Annotated in this window: 20 protein-coding genes and 1 pseudogene; 18 read left to right on the forward strand and 3 right to left on the reverse strand. The window is 68.7% G+C overall.

From position 1 onward, the window contains the following. The 13 genes and pseudogenes from VER16_RS01215 to VER16_RS01275 form a co-directional block, all read left to right on the forward strand. Window positions 1-326 (forward strand): annotated as a pseudogene (locus tag VER16_RS01215) (50S ribosomal protein L3 N(5)-glutamine methyltransferase); the annotation flags it as partial. Then, window positions 323-1,426 carry a chorismate synthase gene (gene aroC, locus VER16_RS01220; protein WP_324805063.1) on the forward strand — a complete coding sequence of 368 codons (1,104 nt, stop codon included), beginning with the start codon at window positions 323-325 and terminating at the stop codon, window positions 1,424-1,426. The pseudogene VER16_RS01215 and the gene aroC, both read left to right, overlap by 4 nt. Then, window positions 1,419-2,456 carry a D-glycerate dehydrogenase gene (locus VER16_RS01225; protein ID WP_324805064.1) on the forward strand — a complete coding sequence of 346 codons (1,038 nt, stop codon included), beginning with the start codon at window positions 1,419-1,421 and terminating at the stop codon, window positions 2,454-2,456. Before aroC ends, VER16_RS01225 begins: the two co-directional genes overlap by 8 nt. A 91-nt stretch (window positions 2,457-2,547) precedes the next feature. After that, window positions 2,548-3,576 carry an aspartate-semialdehyde dehydrogenase gene (locus tag VER16_RS01230; RefSeq protein WP_324805065.1) on the forward strand — a complete coding sequence of 343 codons (1,029 nt, stop codon included), beginning with the start codon at window positions 2,548-2,550 and terminating at the stop codon, window positions 3,574-3,576. Between the two features lie 163 nt (window positions 3,577-3,739). Then, window positions 3,740-5,776, forward strand: a complete 2,037-nt coding sequence (locus VER16_RS01235) for a FimV/HubP family polar landmark protein (RefSeq protein ID WP_324805066.1) — start codon at window positions 3,740-3,742, stop codon at window positions 5,774-5,776. A 23-nt stretch (window positions 5,777-5,799) separates the two neighbouring features. Beyond that, complete coding sequence (locus VER16_RS01240) at window positions 5,800-6,159, forward strand: VOC family protein (RefSeq protein WP_324805067.1); 360 nt, start codon at window positions 5,800-5,802, stop codon at window positions 6,157-6,159. Between the two features lie 35 nt (window positions 6,160-6,194). Then, a complete protein-coding gene (gene truA / locus VER16_RS01245; RefSeq protein ID WP_324805068.1) occupies window positions 6,195-6,965 on the forward strand; it encodes a tRNA pseudouridine(38-40) synthase TruA in 771 nt (256 codons plus the stop codon). Next, window positions 6,962-7,618 carry a phosphoribosylanthranilate isomerase gene (locus tag VER16_RS01250; protein WP_108747095.1) on the forward strand — a complete coding sequence of 219 codons (657 nt, stop codon included), beginning with the start codon at window positions 6,962-6,964 and terminating at the stop codon, window positions 7,616-7,618. The genes truA and VER16_RS01250 overlap by 4 nt, the downstream gene beginning before the upstream one ends. 189 nt (window positions 7,619-7,807) lie before the next feature. After that, the gene (locus VER16_RS01255) at window positions 7,808-8,479 is read left to right on the forward strand and encodes a hypothetical protein (protein WP_324805069.1); all 672 of its coding nucleotides are present in this window, start codon (window positions 7,808-7,810) and stop codon (window positions 8,477-8,479) included. Next, a complete protein-coding gene (locus tag VER16_RS01260; protein WP_324805070.1) occupies window positions 8,479-10,497 on the forward strand; it encodes a hypothetical protein in 2,019 nt (672 codons plus the stop codon). The genes VER16_RS01255 and VER16_RS01260 overlap by 1 nt, the downstream gene beginning before the upstream one ends. Before the next feature lie 84 nt (window positions 10,498-10,581). Then, entirely contained in the window at window positions 10,582-15,966 is a 5,385-nt protein-coding gene (locus VER16_RS01265) for a DNA repair ATPase (protein ID WP_324805071.1), read from the forward strand. Further along, a complete protein-coding gene (locus VER16_RS01270; RefSeq protein WP_324805073.1) occupies window positions 15,963-16,670 on the forward strand; it encodes a hypothetical protein in 708 nt (235 codons plus the stop codon). Before VER16_RS01265 ends, VER16_RS01270 begins: the two co-directional genes overlap by 4 nt. A 44-nt stretch (window positions 16,671-16,714) precedes the next feature. Further along, the gene (locus VER16_RS01275; protein ID WP_324805074.1) at window positions 16,715-17,824 is read left to right on the forward strand and encodes a toxic anion resistance protein; all 1,110 of its coding nucleotides are present in this window, start codon (window positions 16,715-16,717) and stop codon (window positions 17,822-17,824) included. A 65-nt stretch (window positions 17,825-17,889) separates the two neighbouring features. On the opposite strand, the gene VER16_RS01280 is transcribed toward VER16_RS01275, so the two are convergent. Next, window positions 17,890-18,774 carry a LysR family transcriptional regulator gene (locus VER16_RS01280; RefSeq protein ID WP_324805075.1) on the reverse strand — a complete coding sequence of 295 codons (885 nt, stop codon included), beginning with the start codon at window positions 18,772-18,774 and terminating at the stop codon, window positions 17,890-17,892. Between the two features lie 97 nt (window positions 18,775-18,871). Between VER16_RS01280 and trpB the strand changes: the two genes are divergently transcribed. From trpB to glmM, 5 genes are all read left to right on the forward strand, one after another. Further along, complete coding sequence (gene trpB / locus VER16_RS01285) at window positions 18,872-20,089, forward strand: tryptophan synthase subunit beta (protein WP_324805076.1); 1,218 nt, start codon at window positions 18,872-18,874, stop codon at window positions 20,087-20,089. Next, a complete protein-coding gene (locus tag VER16_RS01290) occupies window positions 20,086-20,775 on the forward strand; it encodes a hypothetical protein (protein ID WP_324805077.1) in 690 nt (229 codons plus the stop codon). The genes trpB and VER16_RS01290 overlap by 4 nt, the downstream gene beginning before the upstream one ends. 1 nt (window position 20,776) lies before the next feature. After that, complete coding sequence (gene trpA, locus VER16_RS01295; RefSeq protein WP_324805079.1) at window positions 20,777-21,586, forward strand: tryptophan synthase subunit alpha; 810 nt, start codon at window positions 20,777-20,779, stop codon at window positions 21,584-21,586. Window positions 21,587-21,755: 169 nt separating this feature from the next. Then, on the forward strand, window positions 21,756-22,631 hold the full coding sequence (gene accD, locus VER16_RS01300; RefSeq protein ID WP_108769466.1) for an acetyl-CoA carboxylase, carboxyltransferase subunit beta: 876 nt from the start codon (window positions 21,756-21,758) through the stop codon (window positions 22,629-22,631). Next, window positions 22,631-23,995, forward strand: a complete 1,365-nt coding sequence (gene glmM, locus VER16_RS01305) for a phosphoglucosamine mutase (RefSeq protein WP_324805080.1) — start codon at window positions 22,631-22,633, stop codon at window positions 23,993-23,995. Before accD ends, glmM begins: the two co-directional genes overlap by 1 nt. 88 nt (window positions 23,996-24,083) lie before the next feature. Here glmM and VER16_RS01310 read toward each other — a convergent pair whose 3' ends face one another. Next, on the reverse strand, window positions 24,084-24,941 hold the full coding sequence (locus VER16_RS01310) for a polysaccharide deacetylase family protein (RefSeq protein ID WP_324805081.1): 858 nt from the start codon (window positions 24,939-24,941) through the stop codon (window positions 24,084-24,086). After that, window positions 24,934-26,079, reverse strand: coding sequence for a glycosyltransferase family 4 protein (locus VER16_RS01315; RefSeq protein WP_324805082.1), 1,146 nt, complete (start codon window positions 26,077-26,079; stop codon window positions 24,934-24,936). Before VER16_RS01315 ends, VER16_RS01310 begins: the two co-directional genes overlap by 8 nt. Between the last annotated feature and the right edge of the window lie 10 nt (window positions 26,080-26,089).

Below are 26,089 nucleotides of genomic sequence, written 5' to 3' on the forward strand. Positions count from 1 at the left end.
CCAACCCGCCGTACGTCACCAACGACGAGACCGATGCCCTGCCGCAGGAATACTCCTACGAGCCGGAAATGGGCCTGCGTGCCGGCGACGATGGCCTGGACCTGGTGCTGAAGATCCTGCGCGACGCCCCGCTGCACCTCAGCGAGGACGGCCTGCTGATCTGCGAAGTGGGTGAATCCGAGCAGCACCTGATCAAGCTGCTGCCGGAAGTCGACTTTGCCTGGATTGAATTCAAGGTTGGCCAGATGGGCATCTTCGCGGTCGAATGCCGCGAACTGATCGCCCACAGTGCGCGCATCACCGAACTGGCGGCGCAGCGCCCGTGAGTTCCAATTCGTTCGGCAAGCTGTTCACCGTCACCACGTTCGGCGAATCGCACGGGCCGGCCATCGGCTGCGTGATCGATGGGTGCCCGCCGGGCCTGGCGCTGGATGCGGCCGAATTCGCCCACGACCTGCAGCGTCGCGCCACCGGCAAGAGCCGGCATACCTCGGCGCGCCGCGAGGCCGATGAGGTCGAGATCCTGTCCGGCGTGTACGAGGGCCTGACCACCGGCACCCCGATCGCGCTGCTGATCCGCAACACCGACCAGCGCAGCAAGGATTACGCGAACATCGGCCAGCAGTTCCGGCCGGGTCACGCCGACTACAGCTACTGGCACAAGTACGGCATCCGCGACCCGCGCGGTGGGGGCCGTTCCTCGGCCCGCGAGACCACCATGCGCGTGGCTGCCGGCGTGGTCGCCAAGAAGTGGCTTGCTGAGCGCTTCGGCGTCACCGTGCGCGGCTACCTGTCGCAGCTGGGCGAAGTCCGCCCGTCCGGTTTCGACTGGTCGGCGGTGGAAGACAATCCGTTCTTCTGGCCGCACGCCGAACAGGTGCCCGAGCTGGAGGCCTACATGGATGCGCTGCGCAAGTCCGGTGATTCGGTCGGCGCGCGCGTGGACGTGGTGGCTGACAACGTGCCGCCAGGCTGGGGCGAGCCGATCTACGGCAAGCTCGACGGCGACCTCGCCGCCGCGATGATGAGCATCAACGCAGTGAAGGGCGTGGAGATCGGCGATGGTTTCGCCAGCGCCGCGCAGAAGGGCACTGAACACCGTGACCTGCTGACCCCGCAGGGCTTTGCCAGCAACCACGCCGGCGGCATCCTCGGTGGCATTTCCACCGGCCAGCCGGTGGTCGCCTCCATCGTGCTGAAGCCCACCTCCAGCCTGCGCCTGCCGGGCCCGTCGCTGGATACCGAAGGCAACGTCGTCGAAGTGGTCACCACCGGCCGCCACGATCCCTGCGTCGGCATCCGCGCCACGCCCATCGCCGAGGCGATGATGGCGCTGGTGCTGATGGACCAGGCGCTGCGCCACCGTGCGCAGTGTGGCGACGTCGGCACCATCACCCCGCGCATTCCCGGGCAGATCGATGGCTGATACCCGGCCGACGGTGTGGGTGAGCCAGCCGCTGATCGATGCGGCCATCGCGCCGCTGCGCGATCGCGTGCAGCTGCTGGCCACCGACACCGTCACCGCCTGGTCGCCGCAGCAGATCGCCGAGCGCCTGGCCTCGGTCGACGGCGCGATCATCACCCTCAACGAGCGCATCGGCGCGGCCCAGGTGGCCGATGCCGCGCAGCTGCAGGTGATCGCCAACGTCGGCGTGGGCTACAACAATCTGGATGTCGACGCGCTGAGCGCGGCCGGCATCCTCGCCAGCAACACCCCGGACGTGCTCACCGAGACCACGGCCGACCTCGGTTTCGCCCTGCTGATGGCCACCGCGCGCCGCATCACCGAATCCGAACGCTGGCTGCGCGAAGGGCAGTGGGGGCAGTGGTCGTTCCAGACCATGCTCGGCGCCGACATCCATGGCAGCACGCTGGGCATCCTCGGCATGGGCCGCATCGGCCAGGGCGTGGCCCGCCGCGGCGCGCTCGGGTTTGGCATGAAGGTGCTGTACCACAACCGTTCGCGCCTGCCGGCCGAGACCGAAGCCGCGCTCGGCGCGACCTATGTCGACCTGGACACGCTGCTGGCGCAGTCCGATCACCTGGTCACCGTGCTGCCCTACACCGCGGCTTCGCACCACATCATCGATGCGGCGGCGCTGGCGAAGATGAAGCCGTCGGCCACGCTGGTGAACATCGCCCGCGGCGGCATCGTCGACGAACTGGCCCTGGCCGATGCGCTGGCCCATGGCCGCCTGGCCGCCGCCGGCCTGGATGTCTACGAAGGCGAACCGAAGGTGCGCCCGGAACTGCTGGCGCTGCGCAACGTGGTGCTGACCCCGCATATCGGCAGCGCCTCGCTGGGCACGCGTACGGCCATGGTGCAGCTGGCCGTGGACAACCTGCTGGCCGGCCTCGGCCTGGCCGGCGAAGCGGCGCGCATGCCGAGCGCGATCAATGCCGACGCGGCCCTCGCCGCGCGTGCCGCGCTGGGCAAAAAAACCGGGAAACGATAGGGAACCTCTGCGCGCCCCGCCTGAGGAGGTTCCCCGAACCCAGCTGTCGTGCGTGAGTTTTCCCCCTTCCCGTTTTCGTGAGAGTTCCCCCATGAGCAATGCACAACGCAGCTTCCACGTCGCCATCGTCGGTGCCACCGGCGCCGTCGGCGAAACCATGCTGGCCATCCTGGCCGAGCGCAACTTCCCGGTCGGCACCCTGAGCCTGCTCGCCTCCGAGCGCTCGGCCGGCGGCGAAGTCGAGTTCGAAGGCCAGAAGGTGAAGATCCAGGACCTGGCCACCTTCGATCCCAGCGGCGTGGAAATCGCCCTGTTCTCGGCCGGTGGCAGCGTGTCCAAGGAATACGCGCCGAAGTTCGCCGCCGCCGGTGCGGTGGTGATCGACAACTCCTCGGCCTTCCGTTACGACGATGACGTGCCGCTGGTGGTGTCCGAGGTCAACCCCGACCAGGTCGGCAACCGTCCGCGCGGCATCATCGCCAACCCGAACTGCTCGACCATGCAGATGCTGGTGGCGCTGGCGCCGCTGCACCGCAAGTACGGCATCGAGCGCATCAACGTGTCCACCTACCAGTCGGTGTCCGGCGGCGGCCGTTCGGCGATGGAAGAGCTGGGCAAGCAGACCGGGCAGCTGCTGAGCTTCCAGGAGATCGATCCGCAGCGCTTCCCGGTGCAGATCGCCTTCAACCTGATCCCGCACATCGACGACTTCCAGGACAATGGCTTCACCAAGGAAGAGATGAAGCTGGTCTGGGAAACCCGCAAGATCCTCGGCGACGAGAGCATCCTGGTGAACCCGACCGCCGTGCGCGTGCCGGTGTTCTACGGCCACTCCGAATCGGTGGCGATCGAAACCCGCGACAAGGTCACCGTGGCTGAAGCGCGCGCGCTGCTGGAACAGTCGCCGGGCGTGGAAGTGGTCGACCGCCATGAAGCCGGTGGCTACCCGACCCCGGTCACCCATGCCTCGGGCACCGACGCGGTCTACGTCGGCCGCATCCGTGAAGACCTGTCGCACCCGCGCGGCCTGAACCTGTGGATCGTCTCGGACAACGTGCGCAAGGGCGCGGCATTGAATGCCGTGCAGCTGGCCGAGCTGGTCGCCGCCGAACCGCGCTGATCACTGCTGTCCTGTAGAGCCGGGCCATGGCCGGCTGCTTCTGCCCTTCGTAGAGTCGAGCTTGCTCGACTGCTTTGAAGGCAGTCGAGCAAGCTCGACTCTACCGGGTGCCGCCGCCCTGGGTGGGTGCGGACCGTGGTCCGCACGCTTTATAGTGTCGCCCATGAACAAACGGGCCAAGGGCGCATCGCGCCCGCTCACCTATCTTTCCGCCGCGCTGCTGGCCCTGGCCAGCAGCTCGGCCATGGCCCTGGGTCTGGGCGACATCCGCGTGCTGTCGCGGCCCGGCCAACCCCTGCTGGCCGAAATCCCGGTGGTGTCCGCCGATCCCTCCGAGCTTGAACACCTGCGCGTGGCGCTGGCGTCGCCGGTCACCTTCGAACGCGTCGGCCTGCAGCGTCCCACCGGCCTGGTCAGCGAACTGCAGTTCGAACTGACCACCAACAGCCAGGGCAGGGCGGTGGTGCGGGTGACCTCGCAGGCGCCGGTGGAAACCCCGTCGCTGAGCTTCCTGATCGAGGCCGATTGGGGCCAGGGCCGTCTGGTGCGCGAATACTCCGCGCTGGTCGATGCCCCGGCCAGTGCGCTGGCCGTGGCCGAGCCGGAAATCGTCGCCCCGTCCGGGGTGCTGACCAACACCATCGCCCGCGATACGCCTGCGGCCCCCGCGCCAACGGCAACTGCCGATGCCACCCGCCCGGCAGCGCCACGCACGGCAACCCCCGGCTCCCGTGCGTCCGCGCCGGTGGCCCCGGCCGTCGCCGACGGCAGCATCAAGGTGCAGCAGGGCCAGACCCTGTCGCAGATTGCCGGCGCGCTGGCCCGGGGCAACCAGATCAGCCGCGACCGGGCGATGATCGCCCTGCTGCGTGCCAACCCCGAGGCCTTCATCCGCGGCAACGTGAACCTGCTCAAGCAGGGCGCGGTGCTGCGCGTACCCGGAAGCGATGCGCTGGCCGCGATCGACGGCAATGAAGCGGCCGCGCTGGTACGCGAGCATGCCGCGCAGTGGCGGCAGGCACGCACCGTGCCGCAGCCGGCCGGTGCGCCGGCACCCGCTGCCGGGCCTGCCAGCGCTGCGGCCCCGTCTGCCGCCGCGACCGCCGGGGCACGTCTTGAGATCGCTCCGGCGCTGGCGTCCGACGCCGCGCATGCGGGCACAACCACCGGCACCGGTGCCGGCAGCGAGGGTGACATGCTGGGCAATGAACAACTGCGGCAGGCCAGGGAAGACGTCGCCACCCGCGATGCCGAGATCGGTGAGCTGAAGCAGCGCGTGGCCGAGCTGGAAAAGCTCAAGGACCAGCAGCAGTCGCTGATCGCGATGAAGGACAACGACCTGGCCGCGGCCCAGCAGCGCCTGGCGCAGGCACCCGGTGCGCCGGCCGGCGGCACGCCGTGGTACTGGCTGGGCCTGCCGCTGCTGCTGTTGGTGGCCGGCGCCGCCTGGCTGCTGCGTCGACGCAAGCCCTCGCCGCTGCCGCCGCTGCGTGAGGAAGGTGATGCCGCCGCCCTGGCCGCAGCGGTACCGGCCGGTGCCGCGCTGGATTCGCTGGCCGAACAGTCCTCGTGGGCGTCCGGCGAACCGGAGGCGGGCCGCCAGGAGCCTTCGATGCCGGCGTGGGCGCTGGAAGAAGATGATGTGGCCCAGCAGCCTGCCCATCTGGAGCACGCTCATGAAGAGCCGCCAGTGCCCTTCGCAGCCGACGACCAGGCGCTGACGCCACCGCCGGCCGATGTCGAAGCCTCCTGGCAGGTGGGCGCGCTGGTGACCGATGAGGGCGACGAACTGCCGCCGCCGGTCAGCGATGCGCCGCGTTGGGACGAGCCCGCGCCCGTGCCGCCGGAGCAGAGCGATCAGAGCCCCGAGCCCGCCGATGGAATCGACGTGCCCGACTACGCGCTGCAGGCCGAGCAGCAGCCCGAATTCCGCGGTGTGTTCGATCTGCCGGCCGAGCAGCCTGGGCAGGACGAGCCTTCGCTGCCCGTCGAGGCCCCCGGCGAAGAGGCGGCATTGGCCAGTGAGCCCGACAGCTACGGCTGGGCCCCGCGCGTGGGCCAGGAGCGGCTGGAACTGGCCATCGCCTACCTCGATCTGGGCGACGCGCAGACGGCGCGCACCCTGCTGGAAGAGGTCGCCGCCGACGGCGACGTGCACTGCCAGGCCCAGGCGCGCGAACTGCTCGCCCGTCTGGACTGACCACTGGACCACAGGGGCCACCCATGAGCCGCGACAACCGCATCGACTACGTCGAGTTCGCCTCGGCCGACCCGTCCGCCAGCCGCACCTTCTTCGAGGCAGTGTTCGGCTGGTCGTTCGTCGACTACGGCGAGGACTACACCGCCTTCGACGATGGCCGCCTGCAGGGCGGCTTCTTCCGTGGCCAGCCGCAACGTGCGGAGGCCGGCGCCCCCCTGCTGGTGCTGTATGCCGACCTGCTGGCCCCGGTCGAAGCCGCGGTGCGCGCGGCCGGTGGGCAGATCGTCCGGCCCGTTTTTTCTTTCCCCGGTGGCAGCCGCTTCCAGTTCGTCGAGCCCGGTGGCAACGAACTGGCGGTCTGGTCCGAACGCGATCCGGCCTGAGCGCCGCCCCACCGGCAACATCGAGGTAGCAGCACATGCGTTACGCGCTCGGCGTCGAGTACGACGGCAGCGATTTCAGGGGCTGGCAGAACCTGGGCGAGGGCGGACCCAGCGTCCAGGCCAGCCTGGAGAAGGCCTTGTCCTCGGTGGCCGACGCGCCGCTGCAGGTGGTCTGTGCCGGCCGCACCGATGCCGGCGTGCACGGCCAGTGCCAGGTCGTGCATTTCGACACCGACGTGGTGCGCGACCCGCGCGCCTGGATGCTGGGTACCACCACCCGCCTGCCGCGCTCGATCGCGGTGCGCTGGTGCGTGCCGGTGGCCGATGATTTCCACGCCCGCTTCTCGGCGCGCGCGCGCCGCTACCGCTACCGCCTGCTCAACCGCGAGGTGCGCCCGGCGCTGGACCGGCAGACCCTGAGCTGGGAACGGCGGTCGCTGGACGAGACCCTGATGCACGCGGCCGGCCAGGCCCTGCTCGGCGAGAACGATTTCAGTGCATTCCGCTCGGTCCAGTGCCAGGCGCTGCATGCACGGCGTGAGCTGCAATCGCTGCAGGTCAGCCGCCACGGCGAGGTCATCGAGGTGGCCGTGCGTGGCAATGCATTCCTTCATCACATGGTCCGCAATATCGTCGGTTCGCTGATCCTGGTCGGCAGCGGCGAGAAACCGGTGGAGTGGATCGCCGAGCTGCTGGCCGGCCGTGATCGCACCGTTGCCGGCCCTACCGCACCACCGCAGGGGCTGGTGTTCCTGGGGCCGCTGTACCCCGACAACTGGCAACTGCCTGCCGAGGTCACCTTATGAGCCGCTCCTACTACCGTACCCGCATCAAGTTCTGTGGCATGACCCGCGCCGGCGATGTGCGCCTGGCCGGCGAACTCGGCGTGGACGCGGTGGGTTTCATCTTTGCCCGTGAAAGCAGCCGCCGGGTGGCCCCGGCCGAAGCCCGGGCGATGCGCCAGGCGATCGCACCGATGGTCGACGTGGTGGCGCTGTTCCGCAACAACAGCAAGGAAGAGGTGCGTGAAGTGCTGCGCACCGTGCGTCCGACCCTGCTGCAGTTCCATGGCGAGGAAGACGAGAGCTTCTGCCGCAGCTTCAACATGCCCTACCTGAAGGCCATCGCCATGGGCGGGCGCGAAGACGTCAACGCACGCACCCTGCAGCTGCGTTACCCCAGCGCGGCCGGCTTCCTGTTCGACAGCCACGCCCCGGGCGGCGGTGGCGGCACCGGCGTGGCCTTCGACTGGGCACGCATCCCCACCGGCCTGCACCGTCCGTTCCTGCTGGCCGGGGGTCTGAATCCGGAAAACGTGAAGGACGCCATCCTCGCGACCCTGCCGTGGGGCGTGGATGTGTCCAGTGGCATCGAGGTCGAGCCGGGCATCAAGGACGGCTACAAGATGCGCACGTTCGTCGAGGAAGTGCGCAGCGCCGACTGCACCGTGCTGGAGTGAGCCGGGCAGGGGCCATGTGCGGGGCCGTCTGCGGGCGGCCTGCACCTTCACATTTGTCCCTGCACGCACTCTTCACATAGGATGAAAGCAACGCTGCGGCCATGAAGGCTGCTGCCGGATGCACGGAACCGCCCTCGGGGACGGATTCCGGACAGGTGCCACGCGCCCCTCAGCCTTGGAAGGCAAGCGATGCAGGAGTTTCTCACTGTTGTTTTCGGCTACCCGACCCTGCCGTACAGCATCGTGCTGGCGGTTTCGCTGGTCTATTGGGGGCTTGCCGCATTTGGCCTGGTAGATGACGGCTTCGGCGACCTCGGCGCCGACGGTGCTTTGGATGGCGGCAGCGACCTCAGCGGCCTGTCGGCCCTGCTGCAGCGCTTCGGGCTGGGCGGCGTGCCGGTCATGGTCGTGGTCACCCTGCTGGGGTTCTTCGGCTGGGCCTTGACCTACTTCATTCATCTGTTCGTACTGTTGCCCCTGCCGGACCTGCTGCGCTGGGGGTTCGGCACGCTCGTGGCCGTGCTCGCGCCGTTGCCGGCGGTACCGGTCACCGCGCTGCTGCTGCGGCCCATCCGCAGCTTCCTGCTGCGCCTGCAGCCGGTGGCGCAGGCCTCGCTGCTGGGCAGGGTGGGCGTGGTGGCCTCGCCGCGGGTGGATGCACGCAGCGGCCACGCCAATGTGGATGACGGTGGCGCCGGGCTGATCCTGCAGGTGCGCAGCGACATCGAACTGCAGCGTGGCGAGCGCATCGTGCTGGTCGAGCACGTGGCCGAGCAGCACTACTACCGGGTGGTCCGCGCCGATGCGGTCGCCCTCGATTTCCAGGACAACCTGCTTCCGGGCAACAAGGAGAATCACTGATGAGTTTCGCTGGCGCGGCCCCCTTCCTGATCGGGATCATCGTCGTCGTAGGCCTGCTGCTGGGCCTGGCCGGACTGTTCAAGGCGTTCTACCGCAAGGTCGACCAGGGCGTGGCCCTGATCGTCAATGACATGAGCGCCACGCCCAAGGTGCACTTCACCGGCGCCCTGATCATCCCGGTGCTGTACCGCGCCGAGCTGATGCGCATCAGCCTGATCACCCTGCAGATCGACCGCCGCGGCAAGGAAGGCCTGATCTGCCGCGACAACATGCGCGCCGACATCGCCGTGGCCTTCTACCTGCGGGTCAACGAGACCCAGGCCGACGTGCTGCGCGTGGCCAAGGCCATCGGCGCCGACCGTGCCTCGGACAAGCACGCGGTGGACGAGCTGTTCAACGCCAAATTCTCCGAGGCGCTGAAGACGGTCGGCAAGAAGTTCGACTTCACCGAGCTGTTCGAGAAGCGCCAGGAGTTCCGCGACGAGATCATCGCGGTCATCGGCAACGACCTGAACGGCTATGTGCTTGAAGACGTGGCGATCGACTACCTGGAGCAGACCCCGAAGTCGCTGCTGGACCAGTTCAACATCCTCGACGCGCAGGGCATCCGCAAGATCACCGAGCTGACCGCCGCGCAGAACGTGGTGACCAACGAGCTGGAACAGAACGAGAAGCTCGCCATCACCAAGAAGAACGTGGAAGCGCGCGAAGCGCTGCTGGCGCTGGAACGCCAGCAGGCCGAGGCCGAGGCGCGGCAGAAGCGCGAGATCGAGACCATCCGTGCCCGCGAGGAAGCCGAGACCGCCAAGGTGCAGGAAGAGCAGCGCCAGCTGTCCGAGAACGCGCGCATCGAAGCGCAGCAGCTGATCGAGATCCGTGACCAGAACCGCCTGCGCGAAGTGGAAGTGGCCGAACAGAACCGCCAGCGCGCGGTGGCCATCGAAGCCGAGCGCGTGGAGCGCGCACGCCAGCTGGAGCAGGTCACCACCGACCGCGAAGTACAGCTGCAGGGCGTGGAGCGTGACAAGGTGGTCGAGCAGGGCAAGATGGACGTGGCCAACATCACCCGCGAACGCATCTCCATCGACAAGACCGTGGCCCAGGAAGAAGAGCGCATCAAGGAAGTGCGCGAGGTCTCCGAGGCCGACCGCCAGAAGCAGGTGCTGATCCTGGAAGCAGAAGCCAAGGCGCAGGAATCGCTGGTGCGCGAAGTGAAGGAAGCGCAGGCACGGGAGACCGCCTCCAAGCACCGTGCAGTGGAACTGACCACCCTGGCCCAGGCCGAGCACGAGGCGGCCGGCAAGCAGGCCGAAGCCAAGCGCCTGCTGGCCGACGCACTGCGCGCCGAACAGGCGGCACCGGGCCTGGCCGAAGCGCAGGTCCGTGAAGCCTCCGCGCTGGCCATCGAGAAGGTCGGCATTGCCGAAGCCCGCGTGATCGAAGCCAAGGCCGAAGCCAGCCTGAAGCAGGGCAGCAACGAGGCCCAGGTGCTGGCGCAGACCCTGCAGGCGCAGGCCCAGGGCGAAGAGAAGATGGGCCTGGCCCGCGCCACCGCCACCGAATCGCTGGGCAACGCCGAAGCCGGCGTGGTGCAGAAGAAGCTGCTGGCCGAGGCCGAGGGCCTGGTGCGCAAGTTCGAAGCCATCGCCTCGCTGAGCGACCAGGCGCGTGGCCACGAAGAGTTCCGCATGATGCTGGACAACAGCCTGAAGCAGGCTCTGGCCTCGATCGAAGCCGGCAAGGAAGTCTCGCGCGAGAACGCCAACGTCATCGCCAGCGCGCTGCGCAATGCCGACATCGATCTGGTCGGCGGCGACGGCGGCATGTTCGAGAATCTGGTCAAGGCTGTCTCGCTGGGCAAGTCGATTGAAGGCTTCGCCGGCAAGAGCCCGATCGTGCAGGAGCTGATGCAGCGCTATCTGGGCGTGGCCGTGGCCGAGCCGGCACCGCGGCGGATCGCCGAGGACGCCGATGCGGTGCCGACGGTGTCGGCCGCTGTGGTCGACAGCGCCCATTGATGCATCGGGCGGTGGCCGTCCGGCCATCGCCCGCCCGCGCCGGCCGCAACCACGGCCGGCCGTCCGTGAGCCGGAAGCCTGCTGATGTCTGAAACCCATCCGTCCGCCGAAACCCCCGCGCCGGAGGCCGGCGGCAACACCGTCGACCAGGCCGTTGCCCAGGGCGGTGCCTACGAAGTCCTGCGCCGCCGCCTGGGTGAGCAGGGCCAGCGCCTGCGGGCCCTGGCCGAAACGCTCAACCGCCAGCGCCTGGCCGAATTCGGTGACAGCCGCCTGGAAGTGGTGGGCCGCTTCCGCATCCGCAGCGAGAACAACTGCGTTGGTCGTGACATCGTCCAGGTCGGGCCCGACCGGCTGCTGTTCGGCTACAACGTCTACATCGGGCTGAAGACCCACACCCGCATCGAGGATGTGTTCGGCCTGTACCGTCTGGTGCAGGGCAGTGATGGCTACGACGTCGCCTCGCTGGAGCTGAAGGGCAGCTTCCTCGACCAGCCCGGCTTCGTGCACGACTTCAACGAGCTTTATTCCTACTACAAGCACGCGCGCCTGCTGCAGCTGATCGTCGTCGGCGACAAGCTGCTGGCCTCGTTCCAGATCGGCGAGCGCAGCAGCGACGTGCGCGTGTTCCGCTGGGCGCTGTCGCGCGAAGGCGAGCTGACCTATCTCGATGCGCGCGGCGAACGCGATATCGCGCTGCCGCCGCCGTTCGACTTTGAATGGACCAGGGCCACTCGCGACCTCGCGGTCAACGGCCGCCATTCGCACCTGAACATCCTCGACACCCTGTTCGTGGAGACCACCGGTGGCGACCTGACCATCAAGGTCGAGAACAATACCGAGACGGGGCAGGGCATCTACAGCGAACCGGTGGAAGACAGCACCCAGTCGTTGGACGACGCCCAGTTCGAGTTCGCCCGCGTCGGTTCGCTGCTGCTGCTGAAGGTGCTGCCCTACCGCGAGACCGTCTGGCGCGGGCTGATCTACAACACGCTCACCGGCGACATCGTGCGCAACGACGCCATCGTCCAGGCCTGCGTGCAGCTGCCCGAAGACCATGGCGTCATCTTCCCCGGCGGCTATTACCTGCAGGGCGGCGAGCACAAGGCCTTCGATGCTTCGATGGCCGGCATGCAGTTCAAGCGCAGCATCCGTTCGCCCAATGGCGAGGACGTGCTGTACATCTTCTACGAGCGCGAAGGCGGGCGCTCGGCGCTGTTCGTCTACAACACCATCCAGCGCGTGCTGCAGAACCCGGTGTTCGGCCACGGCTACGCCTTCATGCAGGATGGGCGCATGGTGCTGTTCCATGCCGAGGGCACCGAACCCACGCGCATCCATCCCATGCAGGTCTGGCAGACGCCGTTCAGCAGCGATGAATTCGCTGCCAGCCGTCCGTCCGGCAACACCTTCATGGGCCGCATCGGCAATGCCGAACTGGTGCGCGGCATCTCCAACCTGTTCAACCTGGCCCGCGAGATCGACGGCCAGGATGTCTCGGTGCAGCGCTACCAGCGTCTGGTGGCCGACACCCGCCGTCTGTTCGACGCCCACCACTGGCTGGGCGACGAGGCCTGCGACGGTGCCGAGGCGCTGCTGCGGCAGATCAGCGCCACCGGCGAATCGGTGCTGGACGAGTACGAGAAGGTCCAGTCCATCCGCGAGCAGTCGGCGCAGGCGATGGTCGAAGCGGAGGCCAGCTACAAGGCCCTGCTTGGCCGGCTGCAGCCGCAGAACTGGAACGAGGTGCAGGCCTTCGTCGAGGCACTGAACGAGATCACTGCGCTGCGCGGGCGCCTGCTGACCCTCCGCGAGCTGCGCTACATCGACACCGCGCGCATCGAGGCGATGGCCGCCGAACTGGTGCAGGCGCAGGACCGCGTCGGTGCCGCCACCGGTGAATTCCTCGCCGGCGATGCCGCGCTGGCGCCGCTGGGCAGCCGCCTGCAGGTGCTCGATGAAGCCGCGCAGCAGGCAGCCAGTGCGCGCCAGCTGGACGAGCAGCTGGACGGGCTGCGCGGCATGGCGGCAGACCTGGACATGCTGTCCGAACTGATGGCCGGGCTGAAGGTGGACGATGCCACCGCCCGCACCCGCGTGGTCGAATCGATTTCCGCGCTGTACGGCCGCCTGAACCAGGCGCGCACGCGTGCCGAGCAACGACGCCGCACCCTCGGTTCGGCCGAGGCCGTGGCCCAGTTCGCCGCGCAGTTCGCCCTGTTCTCGCAGTCCATCACCAGTGCGTTGGCGATGGCCAGCGACCCGGAAAAGGCCGACGAGCAGCTGTCGCGCCTGCTGGTGCAGCTGGAAGAACTGGAAAGCCAGTTCGGCGAGCACGAGCAGTTCCTCGGCGACATCCTCAGCAAGCGAGAGGAACTGGTCGAGGCCTTCGAGACGCACAAGCAGGCGCTGCTGGATGACCGCCAGCGCAAGGCGCGCTCGGTGCTCGATGCGGCCAACCGCATCCTCGATGGCCTGGCCAAGCGCACCGAGCGCTTCGCCAGCGCCGACGAACTCAACGCGTTCTTTGCCGGCGATCCGCTGATCCTCAAGCTGCGCGAACTGGCCGAGCGCCTGCGTGCGCTGCGCGACAACGTCAAGGCGGATGACATCGAAGCGCGCCTGAAGGGCGTGCGCGACCAGGCGGTGCGCCAGCTGCGCGACCGCAGTGACCTGTACGAGGCCGGTGGCAACGTGGTCCGGCTCGGTCCGCGCCATCGTTTCAGCGTCAACACGCAGGCGCTGGACCTGACCCTGCTGCCACGTGGCGACACACTGGCCATCCATCTCACCGGCACCGACTTCCTGGAAACCCTGCACGATCCGGAGCTGGATGCACTGAAGCCGTTCTGGCCGGTGACCCTGGATTCGGAATCCGAGGCGATCTACCGCGGCGAGTACCTGGCCGGCAGCGTACTGCTGGCCGCGCAGGCGGGCAGTGATGGCCTGGACCTGGCCCAGCTGCAGCACGACGTGGCCGACCCCGAGGCGCTGGACCAGCGCGTGCGCGCGTTCGCCGCACCGCGTTACCGCGAAGGCTACGAGCGCGGCATCCACGACCATGACGCCGCGCTGATCCTGCGCGCACTGCTGCCGCTGCAGCAGTCGGCAGGCGCACTGCGGCATGGACCGCGCGTGCGTGCGCTGGCCCTGCTGTTCTGGGCCGCGCAGCAGCGCGAGGACGCGGTGAAGCAATGGCCCAGCCGCCGGGCGGGTGCGGAGACCATCGCCCGTCTGTTCGGCTCCGACGAAGGGCGCAGCGCCCTGCGCGCGGAAATGGCGGCGGCCATCGCCGCGTTCGTGCAGGCCGAAGCCTTGCCGTTCGACGATGAAGCCGCCGACGCGGCGGCCGCCTACCTGGGCGAAGAGCTGGTCAATGGCGAGCCGGTGTTCAGCACCAGCAGGCATGCACAGGCGCTGCTGGATGCGCTGGCGCAGCAGCTGGAACAGGCCGGACAGCGCGAAGCGCTGGAACGCGCCCTGCAGCGTGCGCAGGACCCGCTGGCGGCCCGCTGGGGGCTGGCCGGGCAATGGCTGCGCGCGCTCGCCGGTCTGCCTGCCCAGGCCGCGCACGCCGGTTATGCCGACGAGGCCGCGGCGCTGCTGCTGGTGCAGCGCCAGCTGCGCACGCGCGGCAGCGACGCACCGCTGCGCGTGGAGGTCGCCGGCCTGCTCGGCGAGCACCCGCGCATCCACGGCGGCACCCTGTCGCTGTCGCTGGATGATTTCCTGGCACGCCTGCAGCATCACCTGAAGCGCTTCGTGCCCGATTTCCACGCTTACCAGGCGGTGCGCCAGGGCATCATCAACCGTGAACGGCAGACCCTGCGCCTGTCCGAGTTCAAGGCGCGGCCACTGTCTTCGTTCGTGCGCAACAAGCTCATCAACGACGTCTACCTCGGCGTCATAGGTGACAACCTGGCCAAGCAGATGGGCACGGTGGGCGAGAACAAGCGCAGCGACCTGATGGGCCTGCTGATGATGATCTCGCCGCCGGGCTACGGTAAGACCACGCTGATGGAATACGTGGCGCACCGGCTCGGCCTGGTCTTCATGAAGATCAATGGACCGGCGCTGGGTCACGACGTGCGCTCGCTGGATCCGGAACAGGCACCGGATGCAACTTCGCGGCAGGAGCTGGAAAAGCTCAACCTGGCCCTGGAGATGGGCAACAACACCATGCTGTATGTCGATGACATCCAGCACACCCATCCCGAGTTCCTGCAGAAGTTCATCTCGCTGTGCGATGGCACCCGCCGCATCGAAGGCGTATGGCGCGGCCGCACCCGCACCTACGACATGCGCGGCAAGAAGTTCTGCGTGGTCATGGCCGGCAACCCGTACACCGAGTCGGGCGAGGTGTTCAAGATTCCGGACATGCTGGCCAACCGTGCCGACATCTACAACCTGGGCGACGTGCTGGGCGGCATGGAGGCGGCGTTCACCCTCAGCTACATCGAGAACAGCCTGACGTCCAACCCGGTGCTGGCACCGCTGGCTACGCGCGACATGGCCGATCTGTACCTCCTGGTCGACCGCGCGATGGGCAAGGACGTGTCGACCAACGGGCTCAGCCACGCCTACAGCGCTGCCGAGGTCAACGAGATCACCGCCACCCTGCAACGCATGCTGCGCGTGCGCGACGTGGTGTACCGGGTCAACCAGCAGTACATCGCCAGTGCCGCGCAGGATGATCGCTACCGCACCGAGCCGCCGTTCCGCCTGCAGGGCAGCTATCGCAACATGAACAAGCTGGCCGAGAAGATCTCGCCGGTGATGAACGAGGACGAGCTGCAGCAGCTGATCTCCGACCACTACCTGGGCGAGGCGCAGCTGCTGACCACCGGCGCCGAGGAGAACCTGCTGAAGCTGGGCGAGCTGCGTGGCGTGCTGGATGAGGCGCAGGTGCAGCGCTGGGCGCAGATCAAGCGTGATTTCCTGCGCAACAAGGCCATGGGCGCCGACGACAGCGATGTCGGTGGGCGCGTGGTCGCGCAGCTGGCCGACATCGCCAGTGCCCTGCAGCTGCCGCCGGCCGCGCCGGTGGTGGCCGCGGAGCCGGCGCCGTGGCCGGCACTGCTGGAGGCGCTGCAGCGCCTGGCCGAAGCACGACCGGCTGCAGCCGTGCCGGTCCAGGCGCCGGCACCGGTCGCCGCGCCCATTGCACCGGCAACGCCGCTCGCCGAGGATCTGCAGGCCGGGCTGGCGCCCCTGGTGCAGTTGCTGGTTGCTTCGCAGGCGCAGCAGGAGCAGGTGTCGCAGACCCTGGCCGCATTTGCTGGATGGGCACGGCAGCAGGTTGAAGGTGCAGGTGGCAGCAGCGCCGCCACCGTGCGCCGGCCACGTGTCAGGCGGGCCAGCACGCCGGAGGAGCGCGCACTGGATGAGGCGTTGATGCGCCACTTCTACGGCGAGTCGCTGCCCGCCGATGCCGCTGATGGCACACCGATGCCGCCGCCGCTGCCGTGACCAACGCGGCGCCCCTGCCAACGCCGCAGCGGCCGGACACGGCCGATGTCGCGCGCGTGGGCGAGTACGGCGCGCCATTGCTGCAGGCGTTGGCCTCACGCGAAGCCGCGCTGCCGGCGACGGCCGGCGACGGCCTGGTGGCGGCGCTGGCACGCATCGCGCTGGCCCTGCAGTCGGCCGATCCGGTGCGCCTGCGGCGGCAGGAAAACTGGTGGGGCCGCCTGCTCGGCCGCGATGTCGAGCGCGAAGCCGAGGGCCGCCAGCTGCAGTCGCAGCTGGGCGTCCTGGCCCTGCAGGCACGCGAACAGGCCCAGCAGCTGCAGCAGTACGGTGCGCTGCGGGTTGCGGCCATCACTGCAGCCAGCCAGGCTGCGGACGCGCTGCAGGCCTGGGCGGACGCGGCGGCAGCGTGGTTGCCGGGACTGGACGCCGCCAGCCAGGCGGCGCTGTCGCTGCGTATTGACCATCTGCAGCGGCTGGCAGCACTGCGCCGCATCGAAGCCGGCCAATGGCAGCTGCTGCAGGAACAGGATGCTGCGCTGCTGCAGCGTTTCACCCGCATCCATGACGTGCTGCTGCCCGCGTGGCGGCAGGCTGCCGTGGCCATGCACACCGCCACCGGCGCGGCGCGCGCTGCCCAGGCGGCCACGCTGCATGCACAGATCGACGACGAGGTCGCGGCGGCTCAGGCTAGACTGCGCTGAGCCGGCCGCCGCTGCCGCCTACCCAACTGCAAGGACACTGCCCGATGAACCAGGACAGCCAGCACCCCGGCACCCTCGTGCCGACCCCGGCCACCCCTTCCGCACTGGACGAGGGCGCGCTGCAGGCCCTGGGCCTGGTCCGCGAGGATCTTCCCCGCATCGCCGAGATCCGCCAGGAACTGGACGACCTGCGGCCGGGTAACCTGCAGGTGTTCGGCCGCGAAGCCGCCTCGCGCACCGCCGCGTTTTCCAGCCAGTTGCTGGACCAGGTGCGCAACCGCGACCTCGATGCCAGCGGCGACAAGCTGGGCGAGGTGGTGCGCATCGCGCGCAGCCTCAAGCTGGATGGCTTCGCCCAGCGTTCCAAGGTGCCGGTCATCGGCGGCCTGATCGACCGCCTGCGCGTGTCCAAGGGCGAGCTGGTGCAGAAATTCAGCGATACCAATGCGCAGATCGAGCAGCTGCTGGGTGATGTGGGCGTGCAGCAGGCGCTGATGGGCAAGCGCGTGGGCGAGTTCGACCGCATGCACGAGATCGTGCGCGAGGAGCGCCACGCGCTCGGCCTGTATGCCGCCGCCGGCAAGCAGCGCCTGGGCGAACTGCAGGCCGAGCAGCTGGCCGGGCAGGGCAGTGAGGATCCGCAGCAGCGCATCCGCCAGAGCGAGATCGACAATGCGATCCGCCTGATCGAAAAGCGCGTCTCCGACCTGCAGCTGATGCAGCATGCGGCCGACCAGTCGCTGCCGATGATCCGCCTGATCCAGGCCAATGCGCTGCAGCTGATCGAGAAATTCAACACGGTGCGCGAGATCACCATCCCGTCGTGGAAGCGCCAGTTCGCGATCCAGCTGTCGCTGGGCGAGCAGAAGGCGGCGGTCGAACTGTCCACCGCCATCGACGATGCCACCAACGAGATGATGCGCCGCAATGCCGACCTGCTGCGCCAGGCGTCGGTGGACACCGCGCGCAGCAACCAGCGTGGTGTGATCGACGTGGCCACGTTGCGCCACGTCCACGAGCAGCTGATCGCCACGGTCGAGGAAGTGCGCAGCATCCACCGCGAGGGCATGCAGCAGCGCCAGCAGGCCGAAGTCGAACTGTCGCGCCTGCGCGAGGATCTGCAGCAACGCCTGGCCGCCCCGACCGCCCCCTGAAAAAGTGGACGGAGGGGATTAAGTCGTTTTTTCACAAACGACTTAATCCCCTCCGTCCCCTTTTTTCATAGTTGCTCCACCGCCCAGTCGGCCAGTGCATCCACGCGCGGGTCGGCCGGGCCATCCGGGCGCGCCAGCACCCAGAACCCGCCCGTGGCGGAAAACCCCCAGGGCGCGATCAGGCGTCCGGCAGCCAGGTCCTCGGCCACCAGCGGCTCCGGTGCGATCGCTGGCCCCAGCCCCGCCACTGCCGCTTCCAGCAGGTAGTACAGGTGCTCGAATCCGGTGCCCAGCCGCAACTGCGCCGGGTCCAGCCCGTGCATCTGCGCCCACGCCGGCCATGCCTGCGGGCGCGAGCTGGTGTGCAGCAATGTTTCCTGAAGCAGGGCGTCGGGCGGCCCATGGCGCAGCCGCTGCGCCGCCGGGTGCGAGGGCGCCACCACCACGCCCACCCGTTCCGGTGCCAGCTCGCGTATCTGCCAGCCGCGCGGCCATGGCCCCTGCGCCAGCAGCAGGACCGCATCCAGCGCCGCCTGCGCCTCGGTGAAGGCCCCATCCAGCGCCGACCATTGCAGATTCACCCCGGGCAGGGCGGCCTGAAGCGCTGGCAGCCGGGGAATCATCCAGCGCGCCAGCACGCTGCCGCTGCAGCCCAGCACCAGCGCCGGGGAGCGCGTCGGCTGGCGCAGTTCGCGCACGCAGGCCTCGATGCCGGCGAAGGCCTCGCCGCAGGCCGCATGCAGGCGCTGCCCGGCCTCGGTCAGGCGCAGCCCGCGCCCGGCACGCTGGAACAGCGGCAGCCCCAGATGGTCTTCCAGCAGCTTCAGCTGCCGGCTCACCGCACCGTGGGTCACATGCAGGGCCTGCGCGGCCCGGCCCACGCCCCCCAGACGGGCGGTGGCCTCGAAGGCGCGCAGGGCGTTGAGCGGTGGCAGCAGCGAGGTGCTCATGTGAAATTTCCTGACGATATGCGCCAGATAATATCGATATTCCGGTCAGGATCCGTGCGCTAGAGTATCCACCTGTCTTGAACCAGCGGTCGCTTCCATGTCTGCCTCCCCCATTGCCGACTACCACGCCTTCCCGGACGCCCAAGGCCACTTTGGCCGCTATGGCGGCAGTTTCGTCGCCGAAACCCTGGTCGGCCCGCTGCAGGAACTGGCCCAGGCCTATGACCAGGCCCGCCAGGACCCGGCGTTCCAGCTGGCCTACGACAAGGACCTGGCCCATTACGTCGGCCGGCCGAGCCCGATCTATCACGCCCAGCGCCTGAGCGACCATGTCGGCGGTGCGCAGATCCTGCTCAAGCGCGAGGACCTGAACCACACCGGCGCGCACAAGATCAACAACACCATCGGCCAGGCCCTGCTGGCCGCGCGCATGGGCAAGAAGCGCATCATCGCCGAGACCGGTGCCGGCCAGCACGGCGTGGCCAGCGCCACCGTCGCTGCGCGCCTGGGCCTGGAATGCGTGGTCTACATGGGTGCCACCGACATCGAGCGGCAGAAGATCAACGTCTACCGCATGAAGCTGCTCGGCGCGACGGTGGTGCCGGTCACCTCCGGCTCGGCCACCCTGAAGGACGCGCTCAACGAAGCCATGCGCGACTGGGTGACCAACGTGCAGGACACCTTCTACATCATCGGCACCGTGGCCGGCCCGGACCCGTACCCGCGCATGGTGCGTGACTTCAACGCCATCGTCGGCCGCGAAGCGCGCGAGCAGATGCTGGCCGAGTACGGTCGCCTGCCTGATGCGATCACCGCCTGCGTCGGCGGTGGCAGCAACGCCATCGGCCTGTTCCATGCCTTCCTCAACGACCGCCAGGTCGAGATTTTCGGCGCCGAAGCGGCCGGCGACGGCATCCACACCGGCCGCCACGCCGCCTCGATTGCCGCTGGCCGCCCCGGAGTGCTGCACGGCAACCGCACCTACGTGCTGTGCGATGACGATGGCCAGATCATCGAGACCCACTCGGTGTCGGCCGGCCTGGACTACCCCGGCGTCGGTCCGGAACACGCCTTCCTGTCCGACAGTGGCCGTGCCACCTACCTCGGCATCACCGATGAGGAGGCGCTGCAGGCCTTCCACCTGCTGGCGCATGTCGAGGGCATCCTGCCGGCGCTGGAATCCAGCCACGCGCTGGCCCAGGCCATCAAGCTGGCCCGTGAGCGCCCGCGCGACCAGATCGTGCTGTGCAACCTGTCCGGGCGTGGCGACAAGGACGTGCACACCATCGCCGCGCGCGAAGGCCTGGTGCTGTGAACTACGTGCTGCGCCACGGTGGCGCGCTGGTGCTGGCGGTCGGTCTGGGCGGCTGCACGCCGCCGGATCCGCCGGTGCTGGCACCCGCGCCGGCATCGCCCGCAGCGATCGCTCCGGCACGCCAGCTGGCCAGCAATGATGATGACACCGCGTATCGCCCCATCGAGGATGCATCGGCGCCCGCCGCCGACAACCAGGCCGATGATGAAACCGCTCCGGCGGTGGTCTCGGTCGCGCTGGACCATGCCGGCGACGTGCTGATCGGCCAGCCCTTCAGCGAGCTGCAGGACGAAGCGCAGTGGCACTCGGCCGGGCTGGGCGAGGCCACGGCCGGGCGCTGTGAGTATTACGAGCGCGGCACGCTGCCCGAAGGCGTGGCGATGATGGTGCAGGACGGCGACGTGGTGCGCTTCGACCTGGCCCCCATCGACGATTCGGGCCAGGTGGTGGTGCAGCCCGGGCCGTTCGGCCTGCGCCTGGACATGCCGCGCGCGCAGGCCCTGCAGCGGCTGCCACGGGGCGCCATCGCGCGGCCCTACGGTGAAGATGCCGAGGCCGGCGAGACCCTGCTCTGGCAGGACCCCGGTTCCGACCTGGCGATCCGCGTGGAGATCGTCGACGGCACCGTTTCCCGAATGTACTGGGGCGCCAGCGGCGCCGTTGACCTGATCGAAGGATGTACCTGACATGTCCGTATCCCGACTCGATGCCTGTTTCCAGCGCCTGCGCGAGCAGCAGCGCAAGGCGCTGATCCCGTTCATCACCGCTGGCGATCCGTCGCTGGAGGCCACCGTGCCGGTCATGCATGCGCTGGTCGAGGCCGGCGCCGATGTGATCGAACTGGGTGTGCCGTTCTCCGATCCGATGGCCGATGGCCCGACCATCCAGCGCAGTTCCGAACGTGCGCTGGCCCGCGGTGCCGGCAGCCGCTACGTGCTGCAGGCGGTGGCGCAGTTCCGCCAGCGCGATGCGCAAACCCCGGTGGTGCTGATGGGTTACCTCAACCCGGTGGAGATCCACGGCTATGCGGCCTTCGCCGAGGCTGCAGTGGGCGCCGGCGTGGACGGTGTGCTGCTGGTGGACCTTCCGCCGGAAGAAGCCGGTGAAGCGCAGCAGGCCTTCGATGCCGCCGGCCTGGCGCTGGTCCTGCTGGCCTCGCCGACCACCAGCGAGGCGCGCGCCGACAAGCTGCTGGCGCTGGCCCGCGGCTACCTTTACTACGTCAGCTTCGCCGGTGTCACCGGCGCTTCCGAACGCCTGGACAGTGATGCCGCCAGCGCACGCCTGCAGGCCCTGCGTGCACGCGCCAGCGTGCCGGTCGTGGCCGGCTTCGGCATCAAGGATGCGGCCAGTGCCGCCGCCATGGCCCGCCAGGCCGATGGCGTGGTGGTCGGCAGTGCGCTGGTGGCGGCCCTGGCCGATGCCGGCTCGGCCGACGAGGCCGCGCAGCGTGCCGGTGCTTTCCTGGCCCCGCTGCGGCAGGCGCTGGACGCCTGACGGTAGTGCCGGCCGCTGGCCGGCACTACCTCCAACGCTAAACGTACGTCCCAGCATGGTTTTTTCCTGACAGCCCGTGCCCTGCAAGGGGTGCACGGGCGGGGGCAGCAGAGCTAGACTGTCCGCCTTTGCGGCTCCCGGGCCGCCCTGAACGGAAGTGTCCTCCCGCATGAGTTGGCTCAGCAAGTTGATGCCGTCTGGCATCCGCACCGACAACACCCCCAGCAAGAAGCGCAGTGTCCCCGAGGGCCTGTGGGAAAAGTGCAGCAGCTGCGGCAGCGCGCTGTACCGTCCCGAGCTGGAAGAGAACCTGGAGGTCTGCCCGAAGTGCGGTCACCACATGGCGATCCGCGCGCGCGCGCGCCTGGCGGCACTGTTCGATGCGGACAGCACCACCGAGATCGGTGCCCGCCTGGGGCCGACGGACCTGCTGAAGTTCAAGGACCAGAAGAAGTACAGCGAACGCATCAAGATCGCGCAGAAGAACACCGGTGAGTACGACGCGCTGATCGCCATGCGCGGCCTGCTCAAGGGTCGCCCGCTGGTGGCCTCGTCTTTCGATTTCGCCTTCATGGGCGGTTCGATGGGTTCGGTGGTCGGTGAGCGTTTCGCCCTCGCCGCTGAAACCGCCGTGGAGATCGGTGCGCCCTACGTGTGCTTCTCCGCCAGCGGCGGCGCGCGCATGCAGGAAGGCCTGTTCTCGCTGATGCAGATGGCCAAGACCTCGGCCGCGCTGGGCAAGCTGCGCGAAGCGGGCCTGCCGTACATCTCGGTGCTGACCCACCCGACCACCGGTGGCGTGTCGGCCTCGTTCGCCATGCTGGGTGACATCAACATCGCCGAGCCGCAGGCGTTGATCGGCTTCGCCGGCCCCCGCGTGATCGAGCAGACCGTGCGCGAGAAGCTGCCCGAAGGCTTCCAGCGTTCCGAGTTCCTGCTGGAACACGGTGCCATCGACCAGATCTGCGACCGTCGTGAAATGCGTGACCGCCTGTCCGACCTGCTGGCCATGCTCGGCCGCCAGCCGGCGCCGGAGGTGGCGTGATGGCAGGCCGCAGGTACTTCGGTACTGACGGCATCCGTGGGCGGGTGGGGCAGAGCCCGATCTCGGCCGACTTCGTGCTGCGTCTGGGCAATGCGCTGGGCCGCGTGCTGGTCGACCAGCGCGGCCACGATGGGCGCCGCCCGATCGTGGTGATCGGCAAGGACACCCGCATTTCCGGTTACATGTTCGAAGCGGCGCTGGAGGCCGGCCTGGTGGCTGCCGGTGCCGACGTGCAGCTGCTGGGGCCGATGCCGACCCCGGCGGTGGCCTTCCTTACCCGTACCCTGGGTGTGGATGCCGGCATCGTCATCAGTGCCTCGCACAATCCGCACTACGACAACGGCATCAAGTTCTTCTCCGCCCAGGGCGAGAAGCTCGACGATGCCACCGAGCTGGCGCTGGAAGCGGCGCTGGATGTGCCGTTCACCACGGCCGAATCGGAAAAGCTGGGCAAGGCTGCGCGTGCGCGTGAAGCCGTCGGCCGCTACATCGAGTTCTGCAAGGCCAGCGTACCGCGCAGCTTCGACCTGCGCGGCGTGCGCCTGGTCCTCGATTGCGCCCACGGCGCGACCTACCAGATCGCGCCGCTGCTGTTCCGTGAGCTGGGTGCCGAGGTGATCGGCATCGGTGCCGAGCCCAACGGCGTCAACATCAACGACGGCGTGGGTTCGACCCACATCGACAACCTCGCCGCCAAAGTGCGCGAGACCGGCGCCCATCTGGGCATTGCCTTCGATGGCGACGGCGACCGGGTGCTGATGGCCGACGACCAGGGCAACCCGGTCGATGGCGATGATCTGCTCTACATCCTGGCTCGTGCGTGGCAGGCCGACGGCCGCCTGCGCGGCCCGGTGGTCGGTACGCTGATGAGCAACTTCGGCCTGGAAAAGGCCCTGGGCGAGCTGCAGATTCCGTTCGTGCGCAGCAATGTCGGCGACCGCTACGTGCACCAGGCGCTGGTTGAAGGCGGTGGCGTGCTCGGTGGCGAAGCCTCCGGCCACCTGCTGTGCCTGGACCGGGCCACCACCGGCGATGGCATCGTCAGCGCCCTGCAGGTGCTGGTGGCGTTGCGCCGCACCGGGCAGACCCTGCGCCAGGCGCTGCAGCCGCTGGCCAAGGTCCCGCAGAAGACCGTCAACGTGCGTTTGGGCGATGTCTCGGCCAAGGCCACGGTGCAGGCCGACAGCGTGCAGTCGGCGCTGGCCGACGCACAGCAGGCGGTGGCCGGCCGCGGCCGCGCGTTCCTGCGTCCCTCCGGCACCGAGCCGGTGGTGCGCGTTACCGTCGAAGCCGACGAAGCCTCGCTGATGCAGGACACGCTGGACCGCCTGTCCGCTGCGGTGAAGGCGGCGGCATCGGCCTGAGCCACCTGCCGCCGGTCCAGACTGAAAACGCCCCGGGAGACCGGGGCGTTTTTTTGTTCCACAGCGATGGGGTGATGGCCTGGGCCGCTCAGGGCCCCGGCACCATCTTCTTCTGGCGCGCCTTGAACCCATTGAAGAACGGCGCGATCAGCGGGTTGTAGCTCTGCGCGATGCGCTTGCGCAGCCAGCTGGCCGGACGGTTGCGGATCGCAAAGCGGTAGATGCGTTCCGGGTCGCCACCGACCACGTTGCGGCCGAACGGGTGGGTGGTGTGCAGGTAACGGAAGCCATGCTCGCGCGCGACCTCGACGTGGTCCTGGTCGAAATCACCATAGGGCCAGCACAGGGTGTCGGACACTTCGCCCAGGTTGTCCTGCAGCACCTGCCGCGAGATCGCCAGGTCCTGGCTGATGCCGGCCCGGCGCTGCGCGCGGTCCAGGTCGTCGCGGCGCAGCCAGCGGGTGTGCGTGTGGGTGTGGCAATGCACCTCGAAGGTGCCTGCCTCGATCGCCGCGCGTGCCTCGCTCCAGCGCATCATCACCTCGTCGCTGCGGTCGTTCTCGAAGATCGCCGCTTCGCAGCCACGGTGGTCCGGCGTCGACGGCAGCGCCGCGCCGGCGATGCCTGCATGCGGGCGCACCTCGCCTTCGCCCATCCAGCCGGTCACCACGAACACCACCGCGTGCATGCCGTACTTCTGCAGGATCGGGTGTGCGTACACCCAGTTGTCCAGGTAGCCATCATCGAAGGTGATGACGATGGACCTGCGCGGCACCGGCTTGCCGGCCAGGAAGCCGGCGTACTGGTCCAGGGTCAGCGAGGTCCAGCCGTTGCTGGCCAGCCACGCGATCTGGCTCTCGAAGTTCTCCGGCGAGACGGTGATCATCCCCGGCGAGGGGCTGACGTGATGGTGCATCAGCACCGGAACGGTTCGCGCATCAGCCATGTCCCAGCTCCTTCAGCCACTGGTGGTAATAGTGTTCGGTGGTTTCGCCATGCCCGGCGGGGCTGAAATCGTGCGCATTGCGCATCCAGTCCCAGCCGGCACGGCCCATCATCTGCCGGCGCTGCGGATCATCCACCAGCAGGCGCAGGGCGGCGGTCAACGCGCCATTGTCGCCCAGCCGGGTGAGGATGGCATTGCTGCCTTCGGCCACCATTTCCGGTACGCCGCCGACCCGCGTGGCGACGATCGGCACCGCCACGTAGGCGGCCTCGAGGAACACCGTGCCGGCCGCCTCCTTGTGCGAGGCGAGGGCGAAGATGTCGAAGCCGGTCATCAGCCGGCAGGCGCTGTCGCGGTAGCCGAGCAGGTGCACCTGCTGCTGCAGGCCATGTTCCTCGCGCATTTCCAGCAGGCGCTGCATGACGGTCTCGCCGTTGCCGACCACCACCAGGTGCAGGCGGGGGTTGGCCCTGCACAGCGGCGCGATCGCACGCAGCAGGTCGGCATGGCCCTTCGGCTCGCGCAGCACCGCCACGCAGCCAACCACGATGTCCTCGTCGCTGAAGCCGAGTTCGGCGCGGACCTCGGCGCGGACGTCCTGCAGGCACTGCCACGGGTCATCCTTGCGGATGTCGGTCCAGCGCGGCGGTACCGCGATGGGCGGCACGATGCCGATGGTGTCGCTGGCGATGCCGCGCTCGGCCAGCAGCTGCTTCACGAAGCGGCTCACGGTGATGACGCGGTGCGGCAGGCCGGTGTAGGTCAGCAGCGAGTTGACCGGACTCATCAGGTGGCGCGAGCGAACCACCAGCGGCGTGCCGCCCAGGCGCGCACCGGCTGCGGCGATCAGCGTGTCGCGGCGGCTGGTGGTGTTGACCACGTCGTAGCGCTCGCGGCGCACCAGCCGCGACACCGACCAGATGCCGCGCATCAGCCGCGCCATGCCGCCCATGCGCAGGGTGTGCACGGTGAAGCCATCATCGCGGGCCAGCGTGGCGAGCCGCGCGTCGGGCTGGCACAGCAGCGCGACTTCGTGGCCGCGTGCACGCATCACCTGCATGTGGCGAAGGATGTAGATCTCCTGGCCACCCATTCCTTTGGCGGCTTCGGTGTGGAGGATGCGCAACGGGCGTTTCATCGTGAATCTG

Source organism: Stenotrophomonas sp. (assembly GCF_035634915.1).
Taxonomy (GTDB): domain Bacteria; phylum Pseudomonadota; class Gammaproteobacteria; order Xanthomonadales; family Xanthomonadaceae; genus Stenotrophomonas.